Source organism: Haemophilus parainfluenzae, from assembly GCF_014931275.1.
In the GTDB taxonomy this organism is placed as follows: Bacteria; Pseudomonadota; Gammaproteobacteria; order Enterobacterales; family Pasteurellaceae; genus Haemophilus_D.
In genome coordinates this window covers 64,372-81,173 of sequence record NZ_CP063110.1, presented here as the reverse complement: position 1 = coordinate 81,173, position 16,802 = coordinate 64,372, and the positions used below count along the sequence as shown (strand labels likewise).

13 protein-coding genes are annotated in these 16,802 nt (G+C 39.9%); 5 read left to right on the top strand and 8 right to left on the bottom strand.

Translation table 11 applies throughout. The annotated features are described in order from the left end of the window. The first annotated feature begins 144 nt into the window (after positions 1-144). On the top strand, positions 145-675 hold the full coding sequence (locus tag INQ00_RS00385; RefSeq protein ID WP_197546967.1) for an inorganic diphosphatase: 531 nt from the start codon (positions 145-147) through the stop codon (positions 673-675). A 106-nt stretch (positions 676-781) separates the two neighbouring features. Here INQ00_RS00385 and INQ00_RS00380 read toward each other — a convergent pair whose 3' ends face one another. After that, positions 782-4,015, bottom strand: a complete 3,234-nt coding sequence (locus INQ00_RS00380; protein WP_197546966.1) for a S8 family serine peptidase — start codon at positions 4,013-4,015, stop codon at positions 782-784. Positions 4,016-4,219: 204 nt separating this feature from the next. Between INQ00_RS00380 and galE the strand changes: the two genes are divergently transcribed. The 4 genes from galE (at position 4,220) to INQ00_RS00360 (ending at position 9,456) form a co-directional block, all read left to right on the top strand. Further along, entirely contained in the window at positions 4,220-5,236 is a 1,017-nt protein-coding gene (galE, locus tag INQ00_RS00375) for a UDP-glucose 4-epimerase GalE (protein ID WP_197546965.1), read from the top strand. A gap of 80 nt (positions 5,237-5,316) precedes the next feature. Next, complete coding sequence (locus INQ00_RS00370) at positions 5,317-6,591, top strand: MFS transporter (RefSeq protein WP_197542339.1); 1,275 nt, start codon at positions 5,317-5,319, stop codon at positions 6,589-6,591. Between the two features lie 98 nt (positions 6,592-6,689). Then, positions 6,690-7,334 carry an adenylate kinase gene (gene adk / locus INQ00_RS00365; RefSeq protein ID WP_049374331.1) on the top strand — a complete coding sequence of 215 codons (645 nt, stop codon included), beginning with the start codon at positions 6,690-6,692 and terminating at the stop codon, positions 7,332-7,334. A 97-nt stretch (positions 7,335-7,431) separates the two neighbouring features. After that, on the top strand, positions 7,432-9,456 hold the full coding sequence (locus INQ00_RS00360) for a hypothetical protein (protein WP_197546964.1): 2,025 nt from the start codon (positions 7,432-7,434) through the stop codon (positions 9,454-9,456). A 69-nt stretch (positions 9,457-9,525) separates the two neighbouring features. Here INQ00_RS00360 and lipA read toward each other — a convergent pair whose 3' ends face one another. The 7 genes from lipA to mrdA form a co-directional block, all read right to left on the bottom strand. Further along, positions 9,526-10,488, bottom strand: a complete 963-nt coding sequence (lipA, locus tag INQ00_RS00355) for a lipoyl synthase (RefSeq protein WP_197546963.1) — start codon at positions 10,486-10,488, stop codon at positions 9,526-9,528. 62 nt (positions 10,489-10,550) lie between these two features. Continuing rightward, entirely contained in the window at positions 10,551-11,192 is a 642-nt protein-coding gene (gene lipB, locus INQ00_RS00350; RefSeq protein WP_197546962.1) for a lipoyl(octanoyl) transferase LipB, read from the bottom strand. A 1-nt stretch (position 11,193) separates the two neighbouring features. Further along, positions 11,194-11,472 carry a DUF493 family protein YbeD gene (gene ybeD / locus INQ00_RS00345; RefSeq protein ID WP_111314896.1) on the bottom strand — a complete coding sequence of 93 codons (279 nt, stop codon included), beginning with the start codon at positions 11,470-11,472 and terminating at the stop codon, positions 11,194-11,196. Between the two features lie 107 nt (positions 11,473-11,579). Continuing rightward, the gene (locus tag INQ00_RS00340; RefSeq protein WP_197546961.1) at positions 11,580-12,767 is read right to left on the bottom strand and encodes a serine hydrolase; all 1,188 of its coding nucleotides are present in this window, start codon (positions 12,765-12,767) and stop codon (positions 11,580-11,582) included. Between the two features lie 21 nt (positions 12,768-12,788). After that, entirely contained in the window at positions 12,789-13,646 is an 858-nt protein-coding gene (locus INQ00_RS00335; protein WP_197546960.1) for a septal ring lytic transglycosylase RlpA family protein, read from the bottom strand. A gap of 53 nt (positions 13,647-13,699) precedes the next feature. After that, a complete protein-coding gene (gene rodA, locus INQ00_RS00330) occupies positions 13,700-14,815 on the bottom strand; it encodes a rod shape-determining protein RodA (RefSeq protein WP_014064074.1) in 1,116 nt (371 codons plus the stop codon). Continuing rightward, a complete protein-coding gene (mrdA, locus tag INQ00_RS00325) occupies positions 14,815-16,791 on the bottom strand; it encodes a penicillin-binding protein 2 (RefSeq protein WP_197546959.1) in 1,977 nt (658 codons plus the stop codon). The genes rodA and mrdA overlap by 1 nt, the downstream gene beginning before the upstream one ends. Between the last annotated feature and the right edge of the window lie 11 nt (positions 16,792-16,802).

Below are 16,802 nucleotides of genomic sequence, written 5' to 3'. Positions count from 1 at the left end.
AAAAGTAAACGTTTGCGTAATCGTTTTCTGTCAGTCTGGCGGGAAAGTGAGGTCAGTTTTGAGGATGTTTTTCGCATATTTTTTTATCGACTAAAAACTGCTATACTCTGCAAGTTTTTAACGTAATCAAAAAAAGGAAAAACAATGGCTGATTTTAATCAAATTTTAACGCCAGGCGATGTAGATGCTGGCATTATCAATGTGGTAAATGAAATTCCAGAAGGTAGCTGCCACAAAATCGAATGGAACCGTAAAGTTGCAGCGTTCCAATTAGACCGTGTTGAGCCAGCGATCTTCGCAAAACCAACTAACTATGGTTTCATTCCACAAACTTTAGACGAAGATGGCGATGAGTTAGACGTTTTATTATTAACTCGCCAACCACTTGCAACAGGTGTATTCCTCGAAGCAAAAGTAATCGGTGTGATGAAATTCGTTGATGATGGCGAAGTGGACGATAAAATCGTTTGTGTGCCAGCAGATGACCGCGATACCGGCAATGCATACAACAGCCTTGCCGATGTGCCTGCGCAATTAATCAAACAAATTGAATTCCACTTCAACAACTACAAAGCATTAAAAAAACCAGGTTCAACGAAAGTGACTCACTGGGGCAATGTAGAAGAAGCAAAAGAAGTGATTCGTGAATCAATCAAACGTTGGAACGAACGTTAATTTTTCATTTTAATGAATTTAAAAGGAATCAAGTTGATACCTTTTTATTTATCTATGAGCAAAAGTGCGGTCAATTTTGACCGCACTTTTGTCTTATTGAATATCGTTAAAACGAGAAACGTAATTCCGCATTAACATTATTGGCTTTGGTATCGTGGTTATAAGCACCTTGATAGCCGACTTTCATACTCAATACTGGTGTAAATTGAGCTTGTAGTGCCACACCTGTCGTGACGACATTTTTCAATTCTTTACCATAAAGATTCGCTACACCTTGGTTATTGATAACTAAGCTACCTTCAGCGGCTTTATCTTTATGGAAACGATGATAAGCCACATCACCTAATAGATTTACTTGAACGCCACCGATTGCAAATGGAATGGATGGACGTAAACCTGCAGAGGTGACGATTAAATCACGATTGTTGTCTTTTAACTGCACTTCGTCTTTTGTCACACCTTTGTTTTTGATGTGCATATAGCTTACGCCAGCATAAGGTTCAATCGCAAAATGTTCCCCTTTTAAGCCCGTGTAGGCAAGTTCAGCAAAGACATTTTGTGTTTGGCTATGGGTTTTCACGCCTTGTGCAAATTCAGCCCGTTGTTCGTGTTTACCCCAGCTTTGAATAAAGCCAATTTTCGGTGTTAACACGTTGAAGCGATGTTCAGCTGTTAAGCCTAAATGTACGGCACGATCTCTCGAAGTGCGGTCAATTTTGTGGCTGTTTTGTGTTGAGCCAACAAATACACCTATATGTTTGTTTGTATCAATGGTCGCATCAATACCCACAAGTTGATTGTACGCATGGCTGCTTAAGCTATCTGTGCTGAAGTGGGTGAAGGTGCCACTTGTCCAAATTTGTGTGCCTGCATCAAGCTGAGCTCTGACCGCACTTGGTTGGGCAAGTTGCTGACGAAGCAATAAGCCGTTTAACACATTGTGTTGTTGAGCCGAGAGATCCTCATCATAGCTTAAACGAGCAAAAGCTTGGCGAGCATTCTCTTCAGTTCCCAAAACAAGGTTTTGGTAATCAGGGCTGTTTGTTGCTGCATCTAAGGTGTTGGCGATAGCCGCTTCATTTTCAGTGGTTGCTGCAGATGCAAGGGCTTTTTTCTGAACGGTCACTTTCAATGTATTCGCATTACTTTCATTTTTCACCGTAAGGAAATCATAAGTGCGAGGTGTTTCAACTACTGCATTTTCAGCTCCTACAAATGAGCCAAAACCTTGTACTGAAACCACTTTTTGTGGATCTTGTTGTAATTGAGGCAGAATTTCTTCGTCAAATTTATTTGGCACTAAAACAGAACCGTCTGCAAAGGTTGCATTGACGTTCGCAATACCATTATTCAGTAAGAAACGACCACCTTTTTCTACCGTTGCAGTGACCGTTTTCGCAGTGCTGGTTAAGGTTTCGGTGGCAAATCCATTCTCACTTGGTTTAGTGACTTCCGCTTTCGGTAACACTTCCAATGTTGCACCTTGTTTTACGATAACTTGTTGTGCCGAACCAAGGGATTGATTTAACCCTGAAAGCTGACCTTCATTCACGGTAATTTCACCAGTGAAGCTGTTATTACCGGTGAGGGTTAAGGTACCAGAACCATTTTTAGTTAATGCACCGACATAGCCCTGTGCAGCACGTTCATTACGAGCCACTTCACGTGCTAAACCTACTTGATATTCCGCTTTTTCTTCAGCTGTCGCGCCTGCACGATTTTGCATTAACGCTTGTAATTCTGCTTTGAGTGTTGCCCAAGTTGCCGCTTCAGTTTGATCTTCGACTTGACGTGCTTTGATGGCTTTATCGCTAATATCATTTGACCAAACATCATTTTGGTTGAGGTTGATTTTCACGTTTCCTAAGAATTGACCAGGACCAAACATGGCTTTGCCAAGATCCAAAATACCCCAACCCCAAACGTTACTTGGTACACCTTGTTCAGTTTCCCAACGTTCTAATGGTTTACCTTCAAGCCCTTTACGAAGTGTGGTTTGTCTCGCAGTAGTGAGCATAACATCGCGCGCTTGATCGGTTGTCATGTATGGATAGCGAGAAAGAATGACACCTAACGCACCACTTACGTGAGGCGCCGCCATTGAAGTACCACCAGCCGATTTGTAGATAGGCTCACCATAAGTGTCGTTGTCTTGTAATTGAATATAGGCAGAATAGATGTTGGCGGATGGTGCCGCAATCGTCCACCATTTTGAATGGCCGGCTAGGTTAAATTCTTGAATATCTGCGCCTGCTTTTTCATCACTCACATCGTCATTTGAGTCATTCGGATAACCTTCACCACCGACTTGCCCTGTGACGTTTACCCAGTATTTTTCTGCATCAGGTCTGAAATAAGGCAACATCGCACGCGTAAAGGACTCTGCCATCATACTGCGGTTACCCGCTGTAAAAACTTGAATCACTTGTTTATTTTTTGCCACTTCATAAGCCGCATCAACAAAGTTTTTCTCACCACTGGTGACAAATTGATAATAAGCTTTTTCAGCTTCGTCTAAGTTACTTAAATAAATATATGCCGCAGGACTGGAAATTGGCTCAGGTGCTTTTGGTACATCGTAGTATTGCACGCCATATTCAGGCACATCACGCCAATCATATTTTGGTTTGTAGCCTTGTGCGCCAGCAAAGGATGAATTAACACGACGGTTTGACCCCCAACTGTTATTAATCACTTTTGCACCGGCATCTGCTAGGGCAGAGTAGCCTTGTAAGAAGAAACCATAGTCTTGATTTGGACCATAGGTCATGTTGTCGTTACCACCGGTATTGGCAGAATACAGATTAGCACCGAATGCTACACCATGCATCTCGTTGCCATCACGCGTTGCCGCCATTGTACCGCCAACGTGCGTACCGTGTGCATCATTGGTATATTTATGCCATGTGCCGTCAATATTGAAGGCTTCACCTTTAGTGAAGATGCCATTATCTGTTTTATCAAAATTACGTTTGCCGTTTTTTACGGGTTCGTTTTTATTAATTGGCCCATTGCCCACAGAGGCATCGGGATAACGCATGTCATCTTTACTATAAGTCCCTTCCGTTTTTACAACGTGGATTCGACCGTCTTGAAATTCAGGGTGGTTTAATAGTACGCCAGAATCCATTACGCCAATTTTCACGCCAAAACCATTAAAGCCAAGGGCATAAGCCGTGGAGGCATTCATTGAGGTCAAGCCCCAGTCTTTGAGGTATTCGGCACTTTCCCAACTTTTGGTATTACCAGCTTGGCCTTGTTCAGAATAAGCGGCTGCATTAGCAGCATACCAACCAACGAGTAATGCGAGTGCGGTTTTTTGAAGTATTTGAGGTTTCATGTTGTCTTCCTTTATCTTTTTGATTTTCGCAGGCTATTATTCGCCTCATCGAGAGGTGCTTCAATGATTCAAATCAAATTCCTATAGAAAAATGTTTATTATGTGACAACGATCACACCAAAGTGCGGTCAAAAAAGGGGATAAATTTATGTATCGTAGAAATCAATGTTATAATTCACGAACAAAATGATTAAGGAGCAAACCATGGCGATTTTAGTAACAGGTGGAGCCGGCTATATCGGTTCACACACCGTAGTGGAATTATTAAATGTAAATAAAGACGTGGTGGTATTGGATAATTTATGCAATTCCTCCCCAAAATCTTTAGAACGAGTCAAAGAAATTACCGGTAAAGACGTGAAATTTTATGAAGGCGATATTTTAGATCGAGCTTTATTACAAAAAATCTTTGCTGAAAACAGCATTCAATCGGTCATCCATTTTGCGGGTTTAAAAGCTGTGGGTGAAAGTGTTCAAAAACCCGCTGAATACTATATGAATAACGTATCAGGCACGATTGTTTTGATTCAAGAAATGAAAAAAGCAGGCGTGTGGAACTTTGTATTTAGTTCATCTGCAACGGTTTATGGTGATCCAGAAATTATTCCAATTACGGAAGATTGTAAAGTGGGTGGCACAACCAATCCTTACGGCACATCTAAATACATGGTGGAACAAATTTTGACTGATGTTGCGAAAGCTGAACCGCAATTTAGTATGACGATCTTACGTTATTTCAACCCCGTGGGCGCTCACGCAAGTGGCTTGATTGGTGAAGATCCAAATGGCATTCCAAATAATCTATTGCCTTACATCAGCCAAGTTGCGATCGGTAAATTACCGCAACTTTCGGTATTTGGTAGCGATTATGATACTCATGATGGTACAGGTGTACGTGATTATATCCATGTGGTGGATTTAGCGATTGGTCACTTAAAAGCATTAAATCGCCATGAAAATGACGCAGGTTTACACATTTATAACTTAGGTACAGGTACGGGTTATTCTGTGCTTGATATGGTGAAAGCGTTTGAACAAGCGAACAATATCGAAATCCCGTATCGTCTTGTTGCGCGTCGCCCTGGTGATATTGCAACATGCTATTCTGATCCAAGTCTTGCTGCGAAAGAGTTAAATTGGACAGCTGAACGTGGTCTTGAGCAAATGATGAAAGACACTTGGAATTGGCAAAAAAATAATCCGAAAGGATACAGAGATTAATCTCACTCTTGTTGGGCGGAGTATCATTCCGCCCTTAATATTTCAATCAGATAAAACACGCTCAAAAATAACCGCACTTTATGTCAGAACAATCCCTTTCTAGTCAAATATTTACCCGAAAAATGCTGATCTGTGTCTTTACTGGATTTAGTTCGGGTTTACCACTTTTCGTGTTATCGCAAATGTTGCCGGTATGGCTGACAGATAAAGGGCTTTCCGTTGAATTAATCGGTGCATTGACAGGGGTGATGGTGCCATATGGTTTGAAGTTTTTATGGGCACCATTATTAGACCGCTATTTCCCGCATTTTTTAGGGCGTCGTCGTAGTTGGTTATTGATTTCTCAAGTGATTTTGCTGATTTCCCTTTATGCGATTAGTCAGTTTGATCCTGTGGCACAGTTGGGAACAGTAGCTAAACTTGCGACATTTATTGCCTTTGTATCTGCGACACAAGATATTGTGCTTGATGCTTATCGCCGTGAAATTTTGACCGATAATGAATTAGGATTGGGAAACACCATCCATATCAATGCTTATCGTGTTGCAGGTTTAATTCCTGGGGGGCTGTCGCTTTATTTAGCGACGATTCATCCATGGGAAACCGTCTTTTTACGGACCGCACTTTGTATGCTAGCGGGCATATTTATGACGCTCTTTTTAGCGAAAGAACCAAACATTGCACAGGTCGATCGTGATCAACCTTTCTATATGGTGTTTTGGATACCCTTGAGAGAGTTCTTCCAACGTAAAGGCGTCGCGCAAGCCATCGGTTTTTTACTCTTTTTGTTCTTGTATAAATTTGGTGATTCGTTTGCTACTACGTTACAAACTAAATTCGTCTATGACATGGGCTTTGAAAAAGAGCATATTGCGTTGGTGGTAAAAAGTATCTCTCTTTGGGCAAGTATCTCAGCCGGTCTCGTCGGTGGCGTGATTATGTTACGCCTAGGCATTAACCGCGCATTATGGGTATTTGGTTTTATCCAATTGATTACTATTGGTGGATTTATTTGGTTAGCTGCATTTGGGCATTTTGACCATATCGGTGCTGCAGAACTTTGGAAATTAGGTTTCGTGATTGCGGGTGAATATATCGGTGTTGGTCTTGGTACCGCTGCCTTTGTCGCCTTTATGGCTCGCGAAACGAATCCGCTTTATACAGCCACTCAATTAGCTTTATTTACCAGCCTTTCTGCTTTACCAAGTAAAGGGCTTGGTATGTTATCGGGCTACTTGGTTAAAGCAGTAGGCTACTATCATTTTTTCTGGATTTGTTTATTCCTTGCTATCCCAGGAATGATTTGTTTATTTTGGGTGGCACCATGGAATGAAAAAGGAAATGAAAAAGCTTAAAATAAAATAAAGTGCGGTCAAAATTAACAGCAAAATCATTTGACCAAACAAGGCTTTAACGGTATTTTAAACAGGTCTATTATTTATTGGAGATTCGTATGAAAATTATTCTTTTAGGTGCACCTGGTGCAGGAAAAGGCACACAAGCGCAATTTATTATGAACAAGTTTGGTATCCCACAAATTTCAACAGGGGATATGTTCCGTGCAGCGATTAAAGCAGGGACTGAATTAGGCAAACAAGCAAAAGCATTAATGGATGAAGGGAAATTAGTACCGGATGAATTAACCGTGGCGTTAGTAAAAGATCGTATTTCTCAACCAGATTGTGCAAATGGTTTCTTATTAGATGGTTTCCCACGTACGATTCCACAAGCGGATGCATTAAAAGAGTCAGGCGTGAAAATTGACTACGTTTTAGAGTTTGATGTACCAGATGAAGTGATCGTTGAACGTATGAGTGGTCGTCGTGTACACCAAGCATCTGGACGTTCTTACCACATCGTTTACAACCCACCAAAAGTGGAAGGTAAAGATGATGTGACGGGTGAAGATTTAATTATCCGTGCAGATGATAAACCAGAAACGGTATTAGATCGTTTAGCGGTTTACCACAAACAAACCAGTCCATTAATTGATTATTACCAAGCTGAAGCGAAAGCAGGTAATACGCAATATTTCCGTTTAGATGGTACTCAAAAAGTGGAAGCTGTAAGCCAAGAATTAGATAAAATCTTAGGCTAAAAAAGATTGAAAACTGACCGTACTTTGAAGAGAAAAGTGCGGTTAATTTTTCAAAAGGATTTTGAGATCATAAATTGAGATCGCATCTGGGGACGTTATGAGCAAGAAAAAAACAATAACATTGACGATTTCGGCTATCGCAGTGGCACTTGGGATCGGCGCACAATTTTATACCAATCACAAAATCGATCAGGTATTAAAAAATTTCCCTTACTCTTTGGATAATCAAGCAACATTGAATGTGACGCAAACTGCGAAAAACTTTTTTATTCGTGAGTTAATCTTTAGCGTAAAAAATAGCGAGTCGAAAAACACGAGTGTGATTTCAACCAAGCTTACCGCGTTGCCTTTCTTTATTACGGCTGAGTCACAGTTATCCGATCAATTAGTTCGTCAATTAAATAAAACATTAAATATCACGATTGATAAAAATACAATTAACAGTAAATTTTCTCCAGTAGGGGATTATTTACAGTCTGATATTTTGACGGAATTCCGTGATTTTGCGAATAAGTCCCAAAACCTTTCTATCGGTCTTAATTTCTTAAAAAATAAAGAAGTTGAGCTGAAAACAACCTTAAGTGGATTTAATTACGATAAAGACACTAAACTGGAACAAATTGAAGGTGAAGCTCATCTAGTACCTGTCGGTGCAAATCAGTATGACCTATCAAGTATAGAATTAACCGCGAAAAATGCCGAATTAGCGTTGTTAAATGGTGAAAATACACATATTTACCTTAAAAATGCGACTTACCATTTTGATGTAAAACCAGGCGAGGCAGATAAACGAGATCTGAGCACAAAATTCAGCAGTGATATTTTGCGCGTAGCCAATAAAAGCCGTACGACGGAAGAAAGTCAAGCAACAGCGGGTGGTTTAAATTTATTAGTTAAGCAAAACGGTGTACCTGGTTCGATCAATTTTCATCATGAATTTAAAAAATTAAGTGATGGTTCATTAAGCATTAAAGATGGCGTCAATTTGTTGACGAAAATTTTTACACAAAATGATCGTTTTGATAGTTCGTTATCTGTGCTTTCTGTTAATGTCCCTAAAAATAATCAACCTTACTTTAACTTACAAAATGCAGGTCTTGAACTTAAGTTGGCGAATACGGATTTAACTAAAGCCAATGTGGATTTTAAACTGAATGTTGAAAGCGTGAAGCAAACGCCTACCGATGAAGACCGTAAATGGGAAGCCAAAGGTGGTAAGGTTAATATTCAGTTAGATGATTACAATGTGGCAAATGAACTGGCTTTTGTACCGTTTTTATTAGATACCATTGCAGAGAAAGAAGCGCCGGCAAAAGACAATAAAGATTTCTTAAATGCCAAAGATAAATGGGTAAAAGAATTTAGTGGTAAAACCAATATTGAAGCCGCGTTAAAATCATTTAATATGGCCGATTTAGTGCTTGATAACATATCAGCCAGTGATAAGACGGAAACATTAGACAATGACCAATATAATGAGCATATCACATTGTCTGCGAATAAAATTGGTTATCCAAGTGCGGGTTTCCAATTTGAGAAATTATCTGTGGATGCGCCATTTAAAGTTAATCATAGCAAAGCGCATTTATCAGCAAGATTTTGCTCAGCACCTTTTTATGGTGCATTATGTAACACGCATTTAACGTCAGCAACATTTGAGAAATACATTAAAAACTCATGGAAAGAGCTCGATTTAATTGTTGATAATGCAACGTTAAATTTCAATTTAAATACTTATCCTGAAACCACTGCTTATCCAGTTAAATTGGAAGTTAGTGGTATTGTGCCTCAAGTACCAGAAGATGATTCATCGGATATGATTCCTGATAATATTGAAGGCACATTTAATCTGACATTAAATAAAATGTTGTTTGATGACCAAAATGAAAAAGCCTTAGCAATTAAGGAAAACTCATACTTTTGGCAATATTTAAGTAGCTTTGTGAAACATGATGGAAAACTTCACCGAGAATTTGTGGAAGAAGGTGATAACTATGTTTCTAGAGTAGAAAAAACGGAAAATGGCTATTTAATTAATGGTCGTACGTTTGAAGATCTTCGTCAAGAAAGCATGATGGAAACTGACGAGGGGGAAGAAGGGAAACCCGCCGCAACTGACTAGTTGAAAGGATGACATAAAAAATGACCGCACTTGAGATTTAAGGTGCGGTCATTTTTTATCTGTTTTTGATTACTTCACTAATCCACCACTTGCTTGTAAATCAGCATGGTAGGAAGAGCGAACAAATGGACCACAAGCTGCGTGTTCAAAGCCCATTGCGTTGGCTTTATCACGGAACTCATCAAACTCTGCTGGAGGCACATAGCGAGCAACCGGTAAGTGATGGCGACTTGGTTGGAGATATTGGCCAAGTGTAAGCATGGTGACGCCATTTGCACGTAAGTCTTCCATCACTTCAAGGATTTCTTCATTGGTTTCACCCAATCCAACCATTAAGCCTGATTTAGTTGGAATGTTTGGGAACATTTCTTTGAAATCATGAAGTAATTTTAAAGACCATTGATAATCAGCACCTGGACGAATTTCTTTATATAAACGAGGCACATTTTCCAAGTTGTGGTTGAATACATCTGGTGGATTGTCTTTTAATTTTTCTAAGGCTTGAGTAATACGACCACGGAAATCAGGCACTAAAATCTCAATTTTAATACCGGGATTTAATGCACGTACTTCTTTTACACATTCAGCAAAATGGCCAGCTCCACGATCAGGTAAATCATCGCGGTCAACAGAGGTAATCACCACATATTTCAACTTCATATCTTGGATGGTTTCAGCTAATTTACGTGGTTCATCCGGATCGGGTGGTAAGGGTTTACCATGTGCAACGTCACAGAAAGGGCAGCGACGAGTACAAATTGCGCCTAGAATCATAAAGGTTGCCGTGCCATGATTAAAGCACTCGTGTAAATTTGGACAAGAAGCTTCTTCGCATACAGAATGTAGGCCATGACGACGCATCCCGTTTTTAATCGTTTCGATCTTTAATGAGCTAGACGGCAATTTGATCTTCATCCATTCCGGCTTTTTCAATAATTCTTGGTCAGGATCGATATTTTTAACAGGGATAATTGATGTTTTGGCAGCGTCGCGGTATTTTACTCCGCGTTCCATTTTAAAAGGCGTTGACATTGTTCTTTCCTAAAGAAAAATGCCTGATTCAGGCATTTTTAAATGTGTTATAAAAGTGAATGTTATAAATTTGTAACATTATAGCCCAAAAGTTCGGCAAAGTGTTTAATTAATTTGGGGGAAACCTTGTCAAGTGTCGCCTCTTCTTTACCAATAAAGTCAGCAAGCTGACACATTTCAAGCCCTGCATAGCCGCAAGGATTAATATAATGGAAAGGATTGAGATCCATATTGATATTAAATGCCAAACCGTGGAAAGAGCACCCTTTACGGATACGTAAGCCTAATGAACAGATTTTTTTGCCGTCAATATATACGCCTGGTGCATCGGGTTTTGGATAACCTTTAATGCCATAGTCTGCGAGGGTTTCCACGACAGATTGTTCAAGTGCGGTCACTAATTGACGAACATTTAAATGTTCATGACGTTTAATATCAATGAGCACATACATGACCTGCTGACCTGGACCATGATAAGTAATTTGACCGCCGCGATCTGATTGAACAACAGGTATATTACTACTTTGTAATAAGTGCTCTGGTTTGCCGGCTTGGCCTTGTGTGAAAACAGGGTGATGCTCGACAAGCCAAATTTCATCAGTTGTTTCTGCATCTCGATTATCGGTGAATTCCTGCATTTTATGCCAGATCTCTTGATAATCTTGTAATCCTAATTGACGGACAATTAAATCTGTTTTGTTCATCTTAGATAACCATTTTGACACCTTCCACTTTAGCAAGCTCTTTGTAAAGGGTTTCTACTTGCTCAAAGTTTTGTGCCACGATATCAATTGAAACAGAATTATAGGTTCCTTTGCTGCTGCGTTTTTCCTTTGGAATATAATCACCAGGTAAATATTTTTGTATCACCGCAACGATGTCTTGCGCTAAGCCTTCACGGTTAACACCTGCGACTTTAAATGTCATTGCAGCGGGGAATTCCATTAACTCTTTTAGTTTTTCATAATCATTTTCGGTTGTCATGTTGCATCCTTATTTAAGAGTAAGGTGCATGAATCAGTTAAATTCACACACCTTACGAATTTATTGATGTGATATAAATGGGGAAGTGCGGGTAATTTTCAAGGCCTTTAATCAAATAATCCTTTGATTGTTAACACTAACCAGTCCCAACCTTTACCGAAGAAACCACCTTCTTGCACGTCTTCTAATGCTTGAAGATTAACAATTGCCACATCCTTGCCATCTAGTTGATAAACGATTTTACCAACAACCTGACCTTTTGTTAAAGGTGCTTGTAAGTATTTGTTATCTAATTCGTAACGTGCTTTTAAGTCTGCTTGTTTCCCTTTTGGCACTGTAATAAAGCCATCTTGTAATAAACCAAGTTGAACTTCACCTTTATCACCGTAGTAAACCGATTGTGTTGAAATTTTTTCATTGGCTTTGTGGGCTTTTAATGTTTCAAAGTTAGCAAACCCCCATTGTAAGAGCTTTTTGCTTTCTACTTCACGCCCTTTATAGGTTGGTACGCCCATCACAACAGAAATCAAACGCATATTATTTGGACTTGTTGCCGATGCGACAAGGTTATAACCTGCTTGGCTAGTGTGACCTGTTTTCATGCCGTCTACATTAATGGTTTTGTCCCATAGTAAGCCGTTACGGTTAGGTTGTTTGATTTTGTTAAAGGTGAAGTCTTTTTCTGCGTAGATTTTATATTCATCCGGTAAATCACGAATAATATGTGCACCAATAATCGCCATATCACGAGCAGTTGAATATTGGTTTGGATCGTCTAAACCGTGTGGAGTCGTGAAGTTGGTATTTTTTAAGCCAAATTGTTGAACGTATTTATTCATGGTATCAACGAAGTTAGCCACGGTACCAGAAATATGTTCTGCCACTGCGACACACGCATCATTACCTGAAACAATGATAATCCCTTTGTTTAAATCACCTACGGATACTTGTTGATTTAAATTTAAGAACATTTTTGAAGAATCTGGGAAGTTTCTTCCCCAAGCACTTTCGCCAATGGTAACCATATCTTCATTATGAATTTTGCCTTGTTTTAATGCAGCACCTACCACATAACTAGTCATCATTTTAGTTAATGAAGCAGGGTATTGGCGTTGATCTGGATTAAGTGATGCAAGCACCGCACCAGAATTGTAATCCATTAAAACATAGGTTTGCGCATTCACTTCTGGTACAGCAATACCGTATTGAAGATCTTCAGCTGCAGCGAATGTTGAGGCAGCCATTAATCCCGAGAATAGAACAATTTTTTTCAATTTTGCAGATTGTTTTAACATAGTTTTTCCTTTAATAGCGTATTAGTTTTTATAAGTATAAACGATTACTGGTTGTCCATTGGTCGTTTTTTGTAATTTTGTTTTTAATTGATTAACATCAGCTTGATCAGCTAACGGACCAAAATGAATTTCGTAGTTTTGTCCATTTTGGTTAATTTCTGCCTTTATGCCGTCTAGATCGAGTCTGTTTATGATGTCTTCGGCTTGATTTTTTGACGACACTGCGAGAAGTTTTAGCTTGAAGACAGTTTTTGCATCGTTTGTGCTGTCTAAGTTTTGATTTTTTTTTTCGTTATTTTTATTGATAACTAAACGATCACTGGCTTCTTGTGTTTTAGCATGCTTAGCTAATGTTTTTGCTCCCGCACCTGAAATTTGACCTTTATGATCCACATGTAACGCTTCAATTCTTACTTGCCCTGTACCACGAGCAATAAGACCCAATTCTTTCGCAGCAGAATGGGATAAGTCAATGATACGTTTCTCACTGAATGGACCGCGATCATTAATCCGCACGATCACTTTGCGATTATTATGCAAGTTTGTGACAACTGCATAAGAGTTTAAAGGCAACGTTTTATGGGCAGCGGTGAACAGTGCCGAATTATAGCGTTCACCATTAGCTGTTTTACGACCATTAAATTTATGGTGGTAATAGCTTGCTGTCCCTTCTTTTGAATAGGATTTCGCTTCATTACCTTGCGTGGTGTATGTTTTACCATTCACTTCATAGCTCTGTGGCGCTTGAACGGTCGTGGTAATCGACAGTGAATCCCCTTGAATGCCATACATCTTCTGTGTATTAGCAAAAGCGGCAATACTTGTACCAATTGTTAAGGTGAAAAGTGCGGTCGTTTTTAAGATGTTTTTTAATGTCATACTTATTACTTTCAAGATTATCGGTGCTCTTCATAAGAAAGCCAAAAGGGAAATTAGTTCCCTTTCATAAAGCGAGGTTTGTGAGTATGAATAGACATCACTAAACCAAAGCTCGCCATAATGGCCACATATGAAGTACCGCCGTAGCTAAAGAGTGGTAAAGGCACCCCTACGACAGGCAAAATGCCGCTCACCATACCAATATTCACGAAGACATAAACGAAGAATATCAGTGTTGTTGCACCAGCAAGAATGCGCCCGAAAGAGGTTTCTGCATTCACTGCAATTATTAAGCCACGGATAATAATAAACAAATAAATTGCCATCAGAATAAGAAAGCCGACCATTCCATGTTCTTCACTCATCACGGCAAAAATAAAATCAGTGTGTGGTTCAGGCAAAAACTCTAATTGGGATTGTGTCCCTTGCATCCATCCTTTGCCTGACATACCGCCTGAACCGATGGCAATTTTGGATTGCAAAATGTGGTAACCTGCCCCAAGCGGATCTTTCTCTGGATCAAGTAAGGTTAATACACGCATGCGTTGGTAGTCATGCATTAAATACATCCACATGATAGGAATAAATGCTGCTAAGCCAACTACCGCAGCAAGAATAAGCCACCAACTCATCCCTGCTAAGAATACCACGAATAAGCCCGATGCACTAACCAGAATTGATGTTCCTAAGTCTGGTTGAATGGCTACAAGTAAAGTTGGTACCATAATCATGGCGATAGCAATAAAGGTTTCGCTCATTTTAGGTGGTAATGGACGATTACCTAAATACACGGCGACCATTAATGGCACCGCGAGTTTGACAATTTCAGACGGCTGAAAGCGAATAAAACCAAGATCTAACCAACGCTGTGCTCCTTTACTGGTTGTACCGAAGGCATCAACTAAAATCAGCATAATAAAACCAACCAAATATAAATAAGGAGCCAGTCGCTGATAAAATTTAGGGGGGAGTTGTGCCATAATCATCATGACAACAAAACCTAATATGACCTGAATGATACGGTTTTGGAACATGACTTCACTGGCACCAGATGCACTATAAAGCACAAGCATACCATAGGCAGTAATGGCAGCTAAACCAATAAATAATAAGAAATCAATATGTAAGCGTTGCCATAATCGCAAGCATAAAGGCACTTTTTCTTCCATTATTCATTCTCACTTGGTTGGGGTTCTTGCGTTGGTACGTCTAACTCAGTTTGGTCCGTCATCTTTTCTTTTTCAGCATTTTGTTGACGTTCAATTTGCGGCAAGCGTTTATTTAGGTAGAAATCCATAATTTGACGTACAATTGGCGCGGCATTACTTGAGCCGCCCCCCGCATTTTCTAAAATAATCGTGACAACTAATTTCGGATCTTCGTAAGGTGCATAAGCAGTGAACCAAGCATGGTCATGCAATTCTTTTTTCAATCCTGCAGCATTATATTTTTGGTTTTCTTTTAAGCTGAATACCTGTGCAGTACCGGATTTCCCAGCTACATGGTAATTGGTGCCGACAAAGGCTTTTCGTCCTGTTCCTGCACCATAATTCACCACGTTAAACATCCCTCGTTTAGCGGCATCCCAATAAGCTTGTTTCGGATCAGTAATATCCTCATATAAAAGCGGGTCTTGATAGGGCTCAATGATAGAGCCTTCTACTGATTTCATTAAATGAGGCGTATGTATTTTCCCGTTATTAACCACGATAGAGGTGGCTTTTGCTACTTGTAATGGCGTAGCCGTCCAATAACCTTGTCCAATCCCTACAGAGATTGTATCGCCTTGTACCCAAGGTTTTTTATAACGTTTTTGTTTCCATTCTTTACTCGGCATATTGGCCGTGGCTTCTTCTTGGATTTCAATACCTGTCGGCATACCAAAGCCAAAGCGTTTCATCCACATGGAGAAACGATCAATACCTAAATTAAAGGCAGTTTGATAGAAGAAGGTATCCGATGATTCTGTAATGGCTTTATTTAAATCTGTATAGCCGTGCCCTGATTTTTTCCAATCTCGGAAACGCTTTGTCGAGTTTGGAAGCATCCAGTAACCAGGGTCAAAAATGGTAGTATGAGGCGTAATCACCCCTTCCGTTAATGCTGCAACAGCAACAAATGGTTTTACCGTAGAGGCTGGTGGATAGACCCCTTGTGTTGCACGACTGTAAAGTGGGCGAGCAGGGTCGTTTAATAAGCGTTTGTAATCGCTAGCGGAAATCCCATCCACGAATAAATTATTGTCATAACTCGGTGTGGAAACCATCGCTAACACGCTGTTATCTTTCGGATCAAGCACGACAACAGCACCTTTTTGCCCTGAAAGTAATGACATAATATAGCGTTGCAAGGCTAAATCGATAGTCAGATGAATACTTTTACCCGCTGTGGCTGGTTGCTCACGTAATTTACGGATAACTTTCCCGCGGTTATTGATTTCCACTTCTTCAAAACCCGTCGTACCGTGGAGTTGTTCTTCGTAATAGCGTTCAATACCCAGTTTTCCCATATCAGTGGACCCTGAGTAGTTAGCAAATTTTTCTTCTTTTTTTAGGCGTTCAACATCTCGGTCATTAATACGCCCAACATAACCCAAAATATGGGTCATGGTTTCACCATACAGGTAGTTTCGTTTGAAATAAGGGCGAACATCAAGGCTTGGATATTTATACTGGTTTACTGCAAAACGGGCAATTTGTTCTTCCGTTAAACTTGGTTTGAGTAAAATCGGCGTATAACGTGTACCGCGACGACGTTCTTTTTTGAAATGCTCAATGTCTTCATCAGTTAGCCCTACAACATATCGCAATTCTTCAAAAGTGCGGTCTAAATTTTCTGTTTTTTCCGGCACGATATATAAACCGAAAAAGGTGAGGTTTTCTGCCAGTAATTCGCCGTAACGGTCGTAAATTAATCCACGAGTAGGAGGAAGCGGAAGTAATTTAATACGGTTACCATTAGAGCGAGTTTGGTACATGTCGTAATTCACCACCTGGAGATGGTAAATATTGGCAAATAGTACGCCGCTGAGAGCCAAAATACCGATGAATGCCACCAATGTTCGACGCGCAAACAAATTTCGCTCCGCTTTTTTATCGCGGATCGGTTCATTAGTTGGTGCAGAAAAGAATTTTTTTAAATTCATCGGTAATGTAA